At 71.6% G+C, this 16,798-nt stretch carries 14 protein-coding genes; 2 read left to right on the top strand and 12 right to left on the bottom strand.

Annotated elements, in window-relative coordinates; translation table 11 throughout:
* The 7 genes from AC0QU1_RS08745 to AC0QU1_RS08715 all read right to left on the bottom strand — a co-directional run bounded on the left by AC0QU1_RS08745 (position 1) and on the right by AC0QU1_RS08715 (position 7,072).
* On the bottom strand, positions 1–1,884 hold the full coding sequence (locus tag AC0QU1_RS08745) for a discoidin domain-containing protein (RefSeq protein ID WP_483576000.1): 1,884 nt from the start codon (positions 1,882–1,884) through the stop codon (positions 1–3).
* Positions 1,877–3,547, bottom strand: coding sequence for a LysM peptidoglycan-binding domain-containing protein (locus tag AC0QU1_RS08740; protein WP_483575999.1), 1,671 nt, complete (start codon positions 3,545–3,547; stop codon positions 1,877–1,879). Before AC0QU1_RS08740 ends, AC0QU1_RS08745 begins: the two co-directional genes overlap by 8 nt.
* A gap of 84 nt (positions 3,548–3,631) precedes the next feature.
* Complete coding sequence (locus AC0QU1_RS08735; protein WP_483575998.1) at positions 3,632–4,345, bottom strand: hypothetical protein; 714 nt, start codon at positions 4,343–4,345, stop codon at positions 3,632–3,634.
* Positions 4,342–5,004: a hypothetical protein gene (locus tag AC0QU1_RS08730; protein WP_483575996.1), complete on the bottom strand. Its 663-nt coding sequence runs from the start codon at positions 5,002–5,004 to the stop codon at positions 4,342–4,344. Before AC0QU1_RS08730 ends, AC0QU1_RS08735 begins: the two co-directional genes overlap by 4 nt.
* A 148-nt stretch (positions 5,005–5,152) precedes the next feature.
* The gene (locus AC0QU1_RS08725) at positions 5,153–6,436 is read right to left on the bottom strand and encodes a hypothetical protein (RefSeq protein WP_483575994.1); all 1,284 of its coding nucleotides are present in this window, start codon (positions 6,434–6,436) and stop codon (positions 5,153–5,155) included.
* Between the two features lie 47 nt (positions 6,437–6,483).
* Entirely contained in the window at positions 6,484–6,771 is a 288-nt protein-coding gene (locus AC0QU1_RS08720; protein WP_483575992.1) for a hypothetical protein, read from the bottom strand.
* A gap of 4 nt (positions 6,772–6,775) precedes the next feature.
* Positions 6,776–7,072 carry a WXG100 family type VII secretion target gene (locus tag AC0QU1_RS08715; RefSeq protein ID WP_483575990.1) on the bottom strand — a complete coding sequence of 99 codons (297 nt, stop codon included), beginning with the start codon at positions 7,070–7,072 and terminating at the stop codon, positions 6,776–6,778.
* Positions 7,073–7,341: 269 nt separating this feature from the next.
* On the opposite strand from AC0QU1_RS08715, the gene AC0QU1_RS08710 reads away from it, so the two are divergent.
* Complete coding sequence (locus AC0QU1_RS08710; protein WP_483575988.1) at positions 7,342–7,983, top strand: SRPBCC family protein; 642 nt, start codon at positions 7,342–7,344, stop codon at positions 7,981–7,983.
* A gap of 66 nt (positions 7,984–8,049) precedes the next feature.
* On the opposite strand, the gene AC0QU1_RS08705 is transcribed toward AC0QU1_RS08710, so the two are convergent.
* From AC0QU1_RS08705 to AC0QU1_RS08690, 4 genes are all read right to left on the bottom strand, one after another.
* Positions 8,050–9,480, bottom strand: coding sequence for a lipase family protein (locus tag AC0QU1_RS08705; protein WP_483575986.1), 1,431 nt, complete (start codon positions 9,478–9,480; stop codon positions 8,050–8,052).
* A 385-nt stretch (positions 9,481–9,865) separates the two neighbouring features.
* On the bottom strand, positions 9,866–10,486 hold the full coding sequence (locus tag AC0QU1_RS08700) for a DUF6580 family putative transport protein (RefSeq protein ID WP_483575984.1): 621 nt from the start codon (positions 10,484–10,486) through the stop codon (positions 9,866–9,868).
* Positions 10,465–10,950, bottom strand: a complete 486-nt coding sequence (locus tag AC0QU1_RS08695; RefSeq protein WP_483575982.1) for a DUF4430 domain-containing protein — start codon at positions 10,948–10,950, stop codon at positions 10,465–10,467. Before AC0QU1_RS08695 ends, AC0QU1_RS08700 begins: the two co-directional genes overlap by 22 nt.
* Positions 10,951–11,231: 281 nt before the next feature.
* On the bottom strand, positions 11,232–13,355 hold the full coding sequence (locus AC0QU1_RS08690; RefSeq protein ID WP_483575980.1) for a DNA gyrase/topoisomerase IV subunit B: 2,124 nt from the start codon (positions 13,353–13,355) through the stop codon (positions 11,232–11,234).
* A 285-nt stretch (positions 13,356–13,640) separates the two neighbouring features.
* On the opposite strand from AC0QU1_RS08690, the gene AC0QU1_RS08685 reads away from it, so the two are divergent.
* Positions 13,641–13,847, top strand: coding sequence for a DUF7455 domain-containing protein (locus tag AC0QU1_RS08685; RefSeq protein ID WP_253867690.1), 207 nt, complete (start codon positions 13,641–13,643; stop codon positions 13,845–13,847).
* Positions 13,848–14,061: 214 nt separating this feature from the next.
* Here AC0QU1_RS08685 and AC0QU1_RS08680 read toward each other — a convergent pair whose 3' ends face one another.
* The gene (locus tag AC0QU1_RS08680) at positions 14,062–16,701 is read right to left on the bottom strand and encodes a LamG-like jellyroll fold domain-containing protein (protein ID WP_483575978.1); all 2,640 of its coding nucleotides are present in this window, start codon (positions 16,699–16,701) and stop codon (positions 14,062–14,064) included.
* Between the last annotated feature and the right edge of the window lie 97 nt (positions 16,702–16,798).

Below are 16,798 nucleotides of genomic sequence, written 5' to 3'. Positions count from 1 at the left end.
TCATTCGCCTCCCCGCCGCACGGCGGTCTGCTCGTCGAAGCGCACGTCGGGCAGGAACCCGCTGCGCAGCCAGCCGTCGTCGCCGGCCGTGAACCGCCACTTCGCCGAGGCGGACTGGCCCAGCACGATCACCACCCAGGTGAACTCCGGGTTGGCGAACCGCGCCGCGAGCATGTCCTGCTGCGGGCCGGTCGGCGCCTGCGACAGCACGAGCACCCCGCCGTCGCCGACCTCCAGCTCCGGGACCACCTGCTCGATCCCGGCCAGGTGCTCCACCTGCTCCGGCTGCGGCAGGCCGTTGCCGACCATGACCACCCGGGGGTCGTTGGACCACGGGTTGCCGGTCAGCTCGCCCAGCCAGCGGCGCAGCACCTCGTGCCGCACCCGGGTGGGCCCCTCCAGGCTGATCACGCCCTTGGCCACCGAGAAGTCGACGAGCACCCGGCCCGTCTCGCCCATACCCAGGTTGACCAGCCGGGCGAACCGCGCGGTGGAGCCCTCCGAGGCCGCACCGGACTGCAGCTTCGCCAGCGGCGCCGACCAGCTCTGCCCGTCCTCGCTCACGGTCCAGGGCTCGGGCGCCGGCGAGGCCGGGTTGGTCAGCCGCAGCCGCAGCGAACCGCCCTCGATGAACACCCCGGTCGTCGCGGGGATCTCCAGCCCGTCCCGCTCGCACGCCGCCATCAGCACGCGCAGCGCCCGGTCCACCGTCCACGCGGCCGACGTGTCGGTGCGCAGCAGGCTGTCGTCGAACGGCTCGGTCCGCTTCTTGCGCCGCCGCACCAGCCACGTGCCCAGGAAGACCAGCCCGCCGAGCACCACCAGCACTCCCACGGCCCCGACCACCGGCACCAGCCAGCCGACCGCCGACGCCGCCTGGGCACCCTCCAGCTCCGTCGTGGCCGACGGCGACGGCGACGGGCTGGGCTCCGCTGACGGCTTCGCCGACGGCTCGTACCCGGGCAGCGGACCGAACTTCAGGCCCCTGCCCGTCGCGTCGGCCGGCATCCTGAGCACCCAGCCCGGCTTCAGTGTCCGCGGGTCGGTCAGGAACTCGCCGTCGGGCTGCCGGTGCCCCTCGGTGAGCTCCGCGATCTCGGGGTACCGGTTGCGGTCGCCGAGGAACCGTTCGGCGATGTCGTTCAGCTTCTCGACCGACCCGTTCGGCTCCTTGCCGACCACGTAGTACAGGACCGATCCCGGCGGCCCGCTGCGGCTCGGCGTCGGCCGCGGTGCGGACGGGGTCGGCGACGGCGACGGCTCCTCCTGGACGGTGCTCGCCGTCGGCCTCGGGTCCGGCTTGGGGCTCGGCCTCCTGGTCGGGGTCGGCGAGGGCTTGGGCTCTGGGATGCCGAAGACGCGCATCTCCCAGATCGAGTTGCCCGCCGCCGTGTCGTTCCGCTGCGTGGAGTACATCCGCACGTAGCGGCCCTTGCCGTCGACCGGGATCACGTCGGTACCGCCGTCGCTCGCGTCGGTGGACCACAGCACGCGCCAGTTCTGGGCGTCGTCCGACACCTCGATCGAGTAGACCTTGGCGTAGAAGGTCTCCCAGTCGATCTCGACCCGCCGCACGGTCGCCGTCTGCTGGAGATCGACCCAGATCCACTGCGGGTCGGCATAGGCGCTCGACCAGCGGGTCAGCCCGTCGCCGTCCACGGCGAAGCGGGCGGCGAGCTCCGGACGCTCGAGCCCCGAGGCAACCGCCGGCTTGCCCTGCGAGAGCAGGACCTCCTGCTCCTCCTGCGCCTGGGCCGGCGGGGCCGCCGGTACGACTCCCGGCAGCACTGCCGGCCCGCCGGCCGGTACCACGGTGCCGGCGAACATCGCCAGCAGGACTGTCGCCAGGGTCAGCAGCGTGACCCGCGTACGTGACTCACTCACCGGCCCGTCGCACCGCCATCTGCTCGCTGTACCGGACGTCGGGCAGGAACCCGCTGCGCAGCCACCCGTCGTCGCTGGCGGTGATCCGCCACTTCGCCGACGCCGACTCGCCCAGCACGATGACCACCCAGCCGAAGCTCGGGGACGCGAACCGGGCCGCCAGCATCTCCTGCTGGGTGGCGGACGGCGCCTGCGACAGCACCAGCACGCCGCCATCGGTGGCCTCCAGCTCCGGGATCACCTGCTCGATCGCCGACAGGTGCTCGGCCAGCTCCGGCTGCGGCAGGCCGTTGCCGACCATCACCACCCGCGGGTCGTTCGACCACGGGTTACCCGTCAGCTCACCCAGCCAGCGGCGCAGCACCTCGTGCCGGGCCCTGGTCGGACCGTCCAGGCTGATCATGCCGCGTGCCGTCGCGAAGTCCACCAGCACCCGGCCCGTCTCGGCCACGCCGATGGTGACCAGGCGCGCGAACCGCGCGGTCGACGCCTCGCTGGCCAGGGCGGCCTGGAGCTTGGCCAGCGGCGCCGACCAGCTCTGCCCGTCCTCGTTCGCCACCCACGGCACCGGCGCCGGCGAGGCCGGGCTGGCCAGCCGCAGCCGCATCGACCCGCCCTCGATGAACACCCCCGTCACGCCGGGCACGTCCACCCCGTCCCGCTCGCATGAGGCCAGCAGCACCCGCAGCGCCCGGTCCACCATCCAGGACGCCGACGTGTCGGTGCGCAGCAGGCTGTCGTCGAACGGCTCCTCCCGCCGCGAGCGCAGCCGGCGCACCAGCAGCACCCCGCCGAAGGCCGCCGCACCCAGCAGCAGCACCGCACCGATGGCGATCAGCACCGGCACCAGCCAGGACGGGCTCCCCGCGGCGGCCTGCTCCCCCGCCGCCTCGTCCGCTGCCGCGTCACTCGCCTCCGGGGACGAGCTCGGGCCCGGCAGCGGGCCGTGCTGCAAACCCTCACCCTCGGCGTCCTCCGGGAGCTGCAGCACCCAGCCCACCGTGACGGACTCGGGGTTGGTGAGCGTGCCGCCGTCCGGCTGGACCCGGCCCTCGTTGAGCTCGAAGATCTCCCGGTACCGCTCGCCGTCGCCGAGGAACCGCTCGGCGATCGCGTACAGGAACTCGGGCTCGCCCTCCGGCGTCGTGCCGATCACGTAGTACGGCACCGACGGCGCGGCGGAGGCCTCCGGCTCCGCGTCGTCCGCCGGGGCGCTCTCCCCCGCGCCGCTCGCCGGGCCCGTCGGCAGTACGCCGAACTCGATGCCCTCGCCCTCCGCGTCGTCGGGCATCTGCATCACCCAGCCCGGCAGGACGGCGGCCGGGTCGGTCAGCTTGTTCCCGTCGGGCTGGGTGCGGCCCTTGTTCAGCTCGAAGATCTCCGTGTACCGGTTGCCGTCGCCCAGGTACCGCTGGGCGATCTCGAACAGGAACTCCTGCTCGCCGTTCGGCTTGGTCTGCATCACGTAGTACTTGACCTTCTCGCCCTCGCCCTCGTCCGTGGCGAGGATCGTGCCGAGGACGGTGCCGGACGCGGCGGGCGGCGGGCCCGCCGTGGCCGGCGCGGCCGCCGTCGGTACGGCGGTCGCGACGAGCAGGGTCGCGGCCAAGGCCGCGGACAGGACCGGCGCCGCGAGGGCGGCCGTGCGGTGGGCGGGATGCACTGTTGCTCCGTCTTCAGGGGTATCGCGTCAGTCGGGGTGGGTGGTGCGTCGGGCGGGGCGGTGGTAGGGCGCGGTCAGGCGTGGTCAGGCCGAGCCCGGGACGCTTCGCTCCGGCAGCTTCAGGGGGTTGGTGCCGGGGCCGGCCCAGCGGAAGGTGGTCATCACGGCGTCGAAGAAGAGGACCATGGCCTCGGCCAGCCGCTCGGTGTTCTCGCTGTTCCAGATCGTGGAGAAGGACAGGACGAGCCACTCACCGTCGTTCTCGTCACGCGAGACCGCGTACAGCACCTGCCGGGTGGACAGCTCCAGGTCGTCCTGCCGCATGCCGTGCTGGGTCTGCACGACGCGGACGCCGGGGCGCCCGTCGAGCTCGACCAGCTCGCTCGCCTCGTACCCGTCGCTCAGGATGCTGGTCACGATCTGCATCGGGTCGGTACCGGCGTCGCTGACCACCTCGATCTCCGCGATCGAGCCGGGGACGATCACGCCTTCCATCGTCTCGGTCGGCATGTAGACCGCACCGGTACCGGCGTCACGCGCCTTGCTGAGGGTCTTGTGCAGCTCGTCGCGGAGCATGTGCCGGAACGGCTCGGCCTTGTCGCGCGGCAGCGAGTCGGGCAGCGCCCGCGCCACGACCTGCTCGACCGCGTCGTCCAGCTCCCGCTGGCGCCCCTCGCCGGTCGGGAACCGGGCCCAGCCCGGGGGCAGGAGCATGACCCAGGCGTCGGTCGGCTTGCCGGACGGCGCCGGCCGGTCGGTCTGCCCTGTCGCCTGCTCGGTCACTGGGTTCTCGCTCACTGTTCGCTCCGGTTGATCTTGACGGCCGACAGCAGACCGACGAGCGCCTCGTGGATCGTGGGCACGAGCACGAGATCCTGGCTGCGCCAGACCAGCGCCATGTCCACCACCGCGTCCGAGAACTCGGTGCGCCGGCCTGCGGCCACGGTCACCCAGGCGCCGCCCGCCTCGTCGATGTCGACCCGGGTGACCCGGATCCCGTCGCCGTCGGGCAGGTCGGGGTACTCGATGCTCGGTGGGTTCACGGGGTTCCCGCCCGTCGCGCCGAGCACGCTCATGAACGCGTCGTCCGACTCCGCCGGGTCGCTCATGCCGACGGTGACGAGCACGGGTACGGGGCCGCGGTCCAGCAGGCCGAGGCCGGCCATGGCGCGTGCCCCCTCGGTCGCCGCCTCGTCGGCGAACGCCACCAGGCTCGCGACCGTCCGCGTGAGGGCGCCGCGCATCACCTCCGCCTGGTCCGGGCTGAGCTCGCTCGCCGACCCGTCCGGCCCTTCGGAGGTCTGGGTGCCGAACGACCCCATCAGGAGCTCGACGACCTCGTCCTGCCATCCCTCGACCACCTCGGCCGGTTCGGTGGCCGTGGAGGGCACCGTCAGCCAGCCGTCCGGGGGCTCGATGGCCCACGACCAGACCTGGCCGTCCTCGACGGCGGTCATGCCCGCACCCTGTGTCTCTTCGCTGTCAATGTCTCGTCACAATCGATGTCTCGTGGCGGTCAAGGTCTCATGGCGGCCAAGGTCTCGTGGCGGCCGGAGCTCGTCGCGGCGCCGTCGCTCCGGTCACACGGCCGGGCCGGTTCCCGGCTCAGGTCGTGAGGTGGTTGTACTCGTAGTCGGTCAGATCGGTCCACTCCGCGCGCTTGTCCTTGTCGGCCAGCGCGGGGAAGAACGTGGGCGGCACGGCGCCCCAGAGACCCGTGAACAGGCCCGAGAGCATGGCGGTGGGACCCGCGATGTAGACCCATGGCTTGATGGTGAAGTTCGCGCCCCAGACTCCGAGGAGGCTGAGCTCCTTGAGCCCGCCCAGACCGAACGCCCCGCTGAGCGACCAGGTCTTGATCGGGGCGACGATGGACGCCCAGCCGGGGAGCTTCGACGTGATCGCGATCGAGATCTTCTGGATCGGCAGGCTCTTGAAGATCGTGCCGCCGGCGGTGGCGATGAAGGTGGTCGAGCCGCCCTTTCCGGCAAGCACGGCGCCCTGGGCCGCCTTCACGGTCGCCGAGATCGAGTTCGCCACCGCCAGGCCGACGCCGGCGGCGGCGACACCGATGACGCCGAGGATGACACCCGTCCAGCTCGCCTCACCCTGGGCGGCGAGGATGATGGAGCCCAGCAGGCTCACGACGCCCACCACCAGACCGGCGATGGCGAGCGCACCCACCCCTGGCAGGAGGATGGCGAGCACAGCGAGAGCCATGCCGATGTAGCCGAGGATCTCGACGAGCCCCTTGAGGAACTTGTTGAACCCGTGCACGAAGGCTTCCCAGCCGCTGTGCTTGAGCCCGTCGTCGCCCCAGTTCTCCTTGATCTTGGTCGCTGCCGTCTCGGCCGCGGTGGCCAGCGCGTCCAGCGCGGCCTGGCACTTGGCCTTGGCCGCCGCGAGGTCGCCGTTCGCGCCGTTGATCTTGTTCGTCCGGTTCTGGGACTCCTGCTTCTCGCTCTCGGTGAGTGGCGGCGCGTCGTCCGGCCGGTCCGCGTTCACCGGGTCGGGCATGCCCTCGGCGCTCTTGAGCGCGGCGGCGGCGTTCTCGGCGTCCGCCAGGGCCTTGGCGGTCTCCGAGCGGGCGGTCTCCAGGGCCGGCTGGTACGCCGACAGCGCCGAGTGCACGTCCTCGTACCGGCCGGCGGCGGCGCTGAGGTGCTCGTGGCTCTCGCCTGCGCGCTTGCGCATCGCATCGGCCGACTCGCCCTTGAGCAGGGTCTCGTCGCCGTCGCCGATCTTCTTGAGGAGCGCCGCCTGCGTGGTCATCATCTCGGCGATCTCCTTGTAGTGCTTGATCACCGCGTCCAGACCGGACGCCTCCGCCGGCACCGGGTCGGAATCGTGATCCAGCAGATGCCACTCACCCACGCGGGCGGCGCTCATCAAGTCTCCTTCAGGTCGTGCTGACTAGTTGCCTTCAGGTCGTACCGTCAGCCCTCGTCGGGCGTCAGCGACTTCTCGAGCTCGATCTCGGTGTTGTTCCAGGTCTCGGCGGCCTTCTCCATCTTGCTCTGGAGGTCCTTGAGGTTTTCCTGGAGCTTCTCCCGCTTGACCCACCAGCTGTCGATGAAGTCGTCCATCGCGCCCGCCACCGTCTTGTGACCGAAGATGTCGCCGCCGTCCCACATCGCGTCCATGTTCTCGAGCTCGTCGAGGATGGACTTGAGCTGTGTGGCAGCTTCGTCGACGGCGATCGAGGTGACGACGAGGTCGGCCATCGGACTACTTGTTCAGCGCGTTGGCGAGTTCCTCGTCGGTCTTGCGCAGCGCCTCTGCGGCCTGCTTGAGGTACTCGCCGATGCCGGTCAGACCCTCCATGACCTGCTTGCCACCCTTGTCGAGCTCCTTGTACGACTCGTCGAACCGCTTGGAGGACTTGTCCGTCACGTAGCCGTCCTGCACCAGGTTGTCGACCATCGTCCGGAGCTGGTCGAGCTTGGCCTGCATGTCGTCCGACTCCTGCTTCATGCGCTGAGCGGCGTCTTCCATCTGCTGGAAGGTCACGTTGATGTTGGCCACGATCGGTCCTTTCGGGTTAGTTCGGAGGAAACGACGCGAGCGTACACGAATCGGACATCTCCCAGGTGAAACCCGATGTGCTGTTGCAGCCCGCTCGGCCCTCGTGATTCACCCTCACGTGGCGCGAGAGCAGGGGCGATTGCGCAGGTCACAGCCTCGCGTACGAGGAATCCCGTAATTTTGGTTGACGGTGTCCACCTGGGCCGCTACCGTGGTTGACAACGTCAACCCCAGGCGAGGGTTCACGAAGATTTCAGATGGAGCAGCACATGCCACGCCCACGCACTCTGGTCGTCATCACGGTGGCGATCGCCGCCGCGGTGGCCGCCGGCGCCGTCGGATACCTCACGCTGATCCGGCCACCCGCCGAGCCGCCGGCCTACACCGGGGACCGGCCCGACCTCGCCACGTCCGGCTACGTCAGCCACACCGAGACCGTCACGGTCGCCGTGCCGCGCGCGGACTACGTCCGCTGGACGAACGACCCCGGCCGCGAGCTGGGCGACGTCGTCCAGGCGCAGGGCGCCATCCCGGCGGTCGAGAGCACGGTCGCCCTGCGCGGCGAGTGGGACCCGGAGGCGGGCCGCGTCGGCGACCGGCGCCGCGTCCAGTTCTCCGACGGCCACTACCTCGCCGAGGAGGTCATCACCGACAACCCGGCCGAGTTCACGTACCAGATCTGGGGCTTCACGAGCCCGCAGCGCCTCGCCGTCCGCCACGGGACGGCGTCGTTCACCTTCGAGGAGCTCGGCGACGACGCCACCCGCGTGCAGTGGACCTACTCCCTGCTGCCGACCTCACCCGTGGTCACCCCGTTCGTCGAGTGGTACGTGACCGACTCGCTGGCCCCGATGATGCGCGCGACCCTGGCCGGGATGCGGGACGGCGCCGAGGCGGACCTGGGACGCTGACCGGCAGTGCGCCAGGCCCCCCGGGGGGTGGCCGGGGCCTGGCGCTCGGCGGCCGGGCGGGATCCGTCAGCAGTGCACCAGGAACGGACGGTCCTCGAACCTCCGGTCCAGGAAGGCGATGACGCCGGGCGCCCCGGTCACCATCGTCGAGACGTGCTCGCCGAGGTGCCACTCCCACTGGACGTCGGCGCCTGCGGCGCAGTACTCGTCCCGCAGCGTCCGGGCCTGGTCCGGGGCCACGATCTCGTCGAGCGTCCCGTGGAAGAGCCGGATCGGCACGTCCGGCGGGCTGGCCCCGAGCCGGTTCTCGTCGAGCCGTGCCCGCCAGTCGGGCGCCTGCAGCGGGTTCGACGTCGTGAACATCCCGATGTTCTGGAACGCGTGCGTGAGCGTGACGTCCACACAGTCGTCCTGCTCCCGCTCGAACGTCTCCCGGCCGCGCTCGTTGAGATAGGACTCGAGGTCCAGCTCGGGATAGGCGGCGTCGAACCCGTAGGCCGCCAGCAGCAGGAAGCCGAACCCGACCTGCCCGTCAAGCCCTTCCGCGACCTCGGTCAGGTCGGCGGGCACGCCGCCGGCCGCCACGCCGACCAGATCGAGCTCCGGCGCATACTCCGGCTGCAGCTCGCCGGCCCACATCGCTCCCCCGCCACCCTGCGAGTAGCCGGAGAACGCGACCTTGCCGCCGGCCGCCAGCCCGGCGGCGGGCAGGTTCGTGGCGGCGCGCACCATGTCGATGACGGCCCGCCCCTCCGACTGTCCGACGACGTACGTGTGCCCGCCCGGCGTGCCGAGCCCCTCGTAGTCGGTGACCACGACCGCCCAGCCCTTCAGCAGCATCGGCTCGATGAATGGCCGCTCGTAGTCGAGCCAGCGCGACGGCGCGCACGTGTCGCCGACGCCGCGCGTCCCGCTCGCGACCGACACGATCGGCCGAGGCCCCTCGCCCCGCCACGGCGCGGTCGGCACCAGCACACGCCCGGTGACGGCGATGTCCCGCCCGGTCGCGTTCGTCGAGTGGTACATCACCAGGTAGTTGCGGGCGCTGAGCTGCCGGGGCTCCTCGCGCCACCGGACCACCTCGCCGTCCGCGCCGTCGGGCAGCGGGTCCGGCGGGGTGTAGAAGTCGTCGGCCTGGCCCGAGGTCGGCACGGCGGGGAAGTCGGGCAGGTCGGACGTCGACATCGACGCCGACGCCGACGGCGACGTCGGCACCAACATCGGCGTCGGCGCGGCGGAGGTGGCGCCAAGCCCGTCGACCGCGACTGACGGGATGGCGGAGCTGTCGGCCGCGGCTGACTGGACGGCGGGGACGTCGGCCGCGGCTGACTGGACGGCGGGCGCGTCCGCCGCGGCTGATGGGACGGCGGCGATGGGCAGCGCCAGCACGGCCAGCGCAGCGACGGCGGCGGTCCGGCGCCCAGGCGCGCGCCGTCGTCGGCCGAACGCCGGAGACGGGACGGCTGATGAGGTGTGCTGATCGGTGACAAGCGGCATGGGATCTCCTCGGTGAGGTCCCGGACGCTCGGCGTTGAGCGCCCGAGCCCGCGAGCGGGCCGCTACTGACTGTAACCCCAATAACATCCGGACAACAGAGTCCGGCGGAAGTAGGGCGCCCAGGTCGGCAGTCTGCACCGAGATCGATCCAGGCCTGTGCCGATCTCAGTGCAAAGTCACGACCTCGGGCCCAAGTCACGACGCCGGAGCCGAAGTCACGGCCTAGGAACGCGATCACGGCTCGGCGGTTCCGGCCGGCCGCCGCCCTCGCGCCGCCACCAACAGTCGCCGGCGTGCCGCCCGCCCTCACGCCATAAAATGGTCACCGCATGCCGCCCACGCCACAAACGGTCATCGCGTGCCGCGGCCCTCACGCCGTGGACAGCTACCGGTGCGCCGTCCGCTCGCTCGCCGTGGCCGGGCTCGTGGCCTCGGCGCGCTCGACCAGCCCGGCGACAACCGCGGCCAGCGGCACCAGCACCAGGTTGCCCAGCAGCATGGTGCGCAGGAACGGCAGACCCGCCACGTAGCTCGCGAGCAACCCGTCGAGGGTCTGGGGGTACAGACCGTCCATCAGCCAGACGCCGAAGTTGGTCCACGCGAAGAACCACAACGACCCGCCGACGCCCACCCCGAGCGCCGCGGCGTACCGGGCGGGGCCGTGCAGGTGCCGCGCGAGGATCGCGCCGAGGCCCACAACCGCCCACGCGGACCAGGTGAACCACATGATCTGCGTGTTGCCGAGCAGCGCATCGCTCACAGCGACCACGGCGAACGGCACCACCGCAGCCCACCGGTTCCGGAGCAGCAGCACGGCGAGGAAGGTCGCAGCGGTGGCGATCTCCAGGTTCGGCGGCGCGCCCAGCCCGGGTGCGACCAGGCGCCAGGCCACCGCGGCGGCCAGCACCAGCACCACGATCGCCGGACGCCACCAGCGGTGAGCCAGCTCCCGAACCGTCACGTCGCGCCGGCCGACCGCGGGCGTCAGTACGTCTCCAGCGTCCACGTGATCTCCTGGCCGTCCTCGGTCTCCAGCGCCCCCGCGCCGACCTGCGCGAGCTCGCCGTCCACGGACAGCGCCCAGAACTCGCTCTTCGAGTCGTCCGCCGCGCGACCGCCGATCGCGGTCACGAACGCGTTCTCGCCCTCGCCGGTAACCTCGGCGGACGGGTCCGCCTCGAGCAGCAGCTCCAGCGCCGTCGCGCCGGTCCGCCCGGCGTAGCTGAACGTCTCCGCACCGTCCGACGGCGACGCGCTGTCCGACGGCGACGCACCACTCGACGGCGACGCACCTTCCGCAGGTGAAGCGCTGTCGGACGCCGCGTCCGGCGCCGCGTTGAGCGTCGCCGAGACCATGGGCTCCGGCTCTTCGGCCGTGCTGCCGCAGGCCCCGAGCAAGCCGACGACGAGAAGGGCCGCGCCGACCGGGCTGACGACGGTCCGGAGCGAGCGGCGAGAAGTCGTGTTCACGTCGGCGAGTCTAGGTCGGTGCGCGCCGCACGGCGCCGCCGTCTCAAAGCGCCGCCGTCTCCAAGGCCGGCGTCGCGGAGACCGTCAGCCCGCGAACCGCCGCCTCAAGTGCCGCCGTATCCAACACTGTCGTGATGGTCGTCGTCCAGGGACCGTTGCCGCGAGAGAAGAACGGCAGCCCGGGAGCTCGGCCGACCCTGCCCTGCCCTGCCTGCCCTGCCCAGCCCTGCCCAGCCCTGCCCAGCCCAGGCTCCCGCGCGAGCAGGCCCCCCACGAACACCTCAGACGTCGATCCGGGAGTGGTCCAGCTCCGCCGCACCCGCGATGAGGAACTCCTTGCGGGGCGCCACGTCGGTGCCCATCAGCAGCTCGAACGCCCGCTCGGCGGCCTCGGCGTGCTCCGCCGTGACCCGGCGCAGCGTGCGGTGCCGCGGGTCCATGGTGGTCTCCGCGAGCTGGTCGGCGTCCATCTCGCCCAGGCCCTTGTACCGCTGGATGTCCGGCTTGTAGCGGCGCCCGGCCTTGTCGAGCTTCTTGAGCGTGGCGCCCAGCTCGGCCTCCGAGTACGTGTAGATGTACTCGTTCTTGCGCCGGCCGTTGCCGATCACCTCGACCCGGTGCAGCGGCGGCACCGCCGCGAACACGCGCCCGGCCTCCACCATCGGCTTCATGTACCGGTAGAAGAGGGTCAGGAGCAGGGTACGGATGTGCGCGCCGTCCACGTCGGCGTCGGTCATCATGATGATCTTGCCGTAGCGGGCGGCCTCGATGTCGAACGACCGGCCGGAGCCCGCGCCGAGCACCTGGATGATCGCCGCGCACTCTGCGTTGCGCAGCATGTCGCTGATCGAGGCCTTCTGGACGTTCAGGATCTTGCCGCGGATGGGCAGCAGGGCCTGGAAGTCGCTGGACCGCGCGAGCTTCGCGGTGCCGAGCGCGCTGTCGCCCTCGACGATGAACAGCTCGGAGCGGTCCACGTCGTTCGAGCGGCAGTCGGCCAGCTTGGCTGGCAGCGACGAGGTCTCCAGCGCGTTCTTGCGGCGCGAGATCTCCTTCTGCTTGCGGGCGGTGATGCGCGCCCGCATCTCGGCCACGATCTTGTCGAGCAGCAGCGACGCCTGCGTCTTCTCGTCGCGCTTGGCGGAGGTCAGGCGCGCCTGGATCTCCTTCTCGACCACCCGGGAGACGATCTGGCGCACCGGACCGGTACCCAGCACCTCCTTGGTCTGCCCCTCGAACTGCGGCTCCGCGAGGCGCACGGTGACCACGGCGGTGAGGCCGGCGAGCACGTCGTCCTTCTCGATGCGCTCCGCGCCGTCCTTGGTGGAAACCTTGAGCTTGCGGGCGTTGGCCTCGACGTTCTTGCGGATCACCTTGAGCAGGCCCTGCTCGAAGCCCGTCAGGTGCGTGCCGCCCTTGGGGGTCGAGATGATGTTGACGAACGACCGGACCTCGGTGTCGTAGCCGGTTCCCCAGCGCAGCGCGATGTCCACCTCGCACTCGCGCTGCACCTCGCGCGGCGACATGTGCCCGCGCTCGTCCAGCACCGGGACGGTCTCGGTGAAGCTGCCGGAGCCCTGCAGCACCCACGTCGCCGTGACCGGCGAGTCCGGCGCCAGGAACTCGACGAAGTCGGCGGCGCCGCCGGTGTGCTTGAAGACCTCCTCGTGCGGCCCGTTCTCGCCGGGCGTGCCCGGCAGCCCGCGCTCGTCGCGCACCAGGATCTCGAGGCCGGGCACGAGGAACGTGGTCTGCCGGACGCGGGTCACCAGCTCGTCGTAGCTGAACACGGCGGACTTGGGGAAGATCTGCCGGTCGGCCCAGTAGCGCACCCGCGTGCCGGTCCGGCCGCGCGCCACCTTGCCGACGACGGCAAGCTCGGAGTGGTCCACGAAGGGCTGGAACGCCGCATCCGGGTTGGGGCCGGACGCCGGGTCGGAGAACGTGCCCGGCTCGCCACGGTGGAACGTCATGCGGTGGGTCTTGCCGCCGCGGTCCACCTCGACGTCGAGGCGCGCGGACAGGGCGTTGACCACCGAGGCGCCCACACCGTGCAGACCGCCGGACGCCTGGTACGAGCCGCCGCCGAACTTACCGCCGGCGTGCAGCTTGGTGTAGACGACCTCGACGCCGCTCAGGCCCGTCTTGGGCTCGATGTCGACCGGGATGCCGCGCCCGTCGTCCGACACCGTCACCGACGTGTCGGCGTGCAGCACGACGCCGATCTTGGTGGCATGCCCACCCAGGGCCTCGTCGACGGAGTTGTCGATGATCTCCCAGAGGCAGTGCATCAGGCCACGGGAGTCGGTGGTCCCGATGTACATACCGGGACGCTTGCGTACCGCCTCGAGGCCCTCAAGGACGGACAGGTGGCGAGCGGTGTACGACTCGGACGTTGCGGTCACGGCGCCAGCGTAGACGAGGACACCGACAACCTCCGTGAGGCGCTCCACAGGACTTCGCCGACGTTCGGCCCGATGCCCACCCGACACGCGGCCCAGCACCTGGCCCGACGCCCGGCCCAGATCCTGCACGGCACTCCGCCCGCAGGATTCACCCATGACGGAAATTACCCTTTCAGCGCAATTGGGGTCAGATGGCACCAGGAGTGTGAGACACGCCGCTATGCTCGCAGCGAACCGGCCACCCGGGCTGGCATGAACCGCGCGAGCGAATGGTTGGATGGAGACGTGACGACCTTGACGACCGAACCGCTCACCGCCCTCGACCGCTGCGACCGCTGCGGCGCGCAGGCCTACGTGCGCGTCGTTCTGCCCGTGGGCGAGCTGCTCTTCTGCGGCCACCACGCCCGCGCACACGCGTCCGCCTACGCGGACATCGCCACCCATGTCCAGGACGAGACCGACCGGCTCCACGCGGAGCACGGCCAGGCCTGAGACCAGACCGGACCACCACCGGGCCACACACTTGGATCCGACGGCCTGATCCGACCACCGGGATCAGCCGAAGGACGACGAAGGCGGTGGGTCACCTCTTGCGAGAGGTGACCCACCGCCTTCGTCGTCCCCGCGCGGCGCCGGCCTGTCAGCACGGCCCGAGCGCGGCCCGGCCCGTCAGCACGGGCCCAGCCCGCCAGCAGAGCCCAGCCCGTCAGCCCGCCGCGAGCTCCGCGACCTCCGCGTCGGTCAGCGCGCGGTCGAAGACCCGGACGTCGTCGACGTCGCCCCGCACGTGGTCGACCTCGGCGCCGCCGTACTGGCCGCGGCCGATCACCAGCGACCCCTCGGTCGCCGGCGCCGTGCAGACGTCCCTCGTGGCCACGCGCTCGCCGTCCACGTAGAGCGACAGCGTGCCCGCGACGGCGTCCCGCACGCCCGTCAGGTGGTACCAGCGGCCCGGCTCCGGCTTGGTGGGCGACAGCGCGCGCGTGCCCACGAAGCTCATCGCCCAGCGCTGGTCCTGTCCCGAGTACTGCAGGAAGAACGCGCTGTTGCTCCCGGTGTCCTGGCTGACCACCGTCTGGAAGCCGCCGTCGGCCACGTCGAGGCGCGCCCACGCCGAGACGCTGTAGGAGCCGTCGGTGGCCACGAGGGACTGCCCGGTGTCGGCCTCGCCCGCGCCGTCGAACGACAGCGCGCCGCCCGTCACGCCGTCGGTCCAGGTGGTGCCGGTGAGGGTGGCGTCGGCGTCGCCGACGCCGTCGGCGGCCACCGTGCCGCTGCCCTCGTCGAAGCCCCAGGCGTGCACCCCGGCCAGGCCTGGCGTGCCCGGGTCGACGACGGGCGGCTCGCCGCCCGTGCCGTCGGCGCCCTCGATGATCGACTCGTTGACCTCCCGCACCTGGCCGAAGTCCATCTTCTCGACCTGCCTGTCATAGGTGAAGAAGCCGTTGACCTCGTGCTCGACGTCCGTGATCTGCGTGTAGACCGACCCGCTGATGCCGCACTGCTGGGCAGCGGTGAGCACGTCCCGCTGGTTCTCGACGTACCGGCGGGTGAGCGTGGCGACGTCGGGCGTCATCTCGTACGCGTGCCCGTCCTCGAACCACATGTGGCCGTCCACCTCGAGGCCGAACCCGCCGTGCTCGCCGTCGATCGAGGCGCGCGTGGCGTCGGGCAGCGGCTGGCCCGGTCCGACGTACGCGTGCCAGTCGATGATGTCGCCCGCACCGCTGTCACCGAGCGAGTCGCAGCAGTTCACGCCCGAGTGGGCGTCGACGAGGCGCGTCGGGTCCTGCGCCTTGACCTCGCGCGCGATCCGCCCGGTCGCCTCCCGCGACCACTCGCCCCAGCCCTCGTTGAAGGGCACCCAGCCGATCACGGACGTCCAGCTCGAGTGCTGGTCGACCATCTCGTGCAGCTCGCGCTCGAACCGCTGCTGCGCCTCGGCCGGCGGGCGGCCCGGCTTCATCGACGGCATGTCCTGCCAGACCAGCAGCCCGAGGCGGTCGGCGTGGTAGAACCACCGGTCAGGCTCCACCTTGATGTGCTTGCGCACGGTGTTGAAGCCCAGCTCCTTGTGCTTGACCAGGTCGAACGCGAGTGCCTCGTCGGTAGGCGCCGTGTAGATGCCGTCCGGCCAGTAGCCCTGGTCGAGCGTGGACAGCAGGAACAGGATCTCGCCGTTGAGCGTGATGTGGTTGCGCCCGTCCTCGCCCTGCGCGATCCCGATCTCGCGCATCCCGAAGTACGAGCCCACGGTGTCCACCACCCGGCCACGCGCGTCCCGGACGCGTACCTCCAGGTCGTACAGGTACGGGTCGTCCGGCGTCCACAGGTGGGCGCGCGGCACGCGCACGGTGAGCTCGTCGCCCACCGTGCCGACGGCCCGCGCCACGCCCCTGCCCGCCGTCGAACCCGTCGTCGAGCCCGAGCCTGCCGCGCGGTCGCCGTCAGCCGGGGTGCCGGGCGTACGCACGACGACGTCGACCGTGCGGCCGTCGGCCGCCGCGCTGCCCTGGACGGTGAGCGCGAGGGTGTTCGTGTCGACGTCGGGGGTCATGCTCAGCTTCTCGGCGTGGACGGCGGCGACCGGCTCCATCCAGACCGTCTGCCAGATCCCGGACGCGCCCTCGTAGAAGATGCCGCGGTCGGGCACGTTGCGCTGCTTGCCGACGGGCTGCCAGGTGGCGTCGGTGCGGTCGGTGACGCCGACCAGCACCTCCTGCGGGCCCGACGCCGTCAGGGCGCCGGTGATGTCGGCGGAGAACCGGCCGTAGCCGCCCTCGTGGTGGGCCACCTCCCGCCCGTTCACCCACACCGTCGCGGTGTGGTCGACGGCGCCGAAGTTGAGCAGCACCCGCTGGCCGCCCGTGCGCCAGGACGGCGGCACGTCGACCGTCCGGCGGTACCACATGTGGTCCTCGTGCCGGTCGATGCCCGACAGCTCGGACTCCGTAGGGTACGGCACCAGGATCTCCTCGGCGAGGGTCTCGCCGAACGGCGGCGCCTGGCCCTCGGTGGCCCCCGCGAACTCCCACAGCCCGTTGAGGTTCTCCCACCGGTCGCGGACGAGCTGCGGCCGCGGGTACTCCGGCAGCGCGTTGTCCGGCGTGACCTCCTCGGTCCACGGCGTGGGCAGGTGCGCATCGGTGACCGGCCAGGCGGCCCCGCCGCCGTCCGCCGGGGTGACCGCAGGTGCGGACGTCCCGGGGACGACGGCGAGCACGGCGCCCGTGGCGAGGGCGACGACCGCCGCGCCGAGACGGCGCCGGGCGACGGCCGGCGCGGAGCGTTCAGCGCGGCGTGAGCGGGTGGCGGACGGGTTGCGGTGCGACCTTGCTAGCGACATCGGCGTCACCTTCCTGGTCCCGAAACACGATGGGCATCGTTGCCAGGAAGTACCGTAACGGCCGGTCGGGGCCCCGCCTAGCCCGCATTCAGAACAT

Source organism: Promicromonospora noduliphila (assembly GCF_056951025.1).
This window is presented reverse-complemented; position numbering and strand designations above follow the sequence as displayed.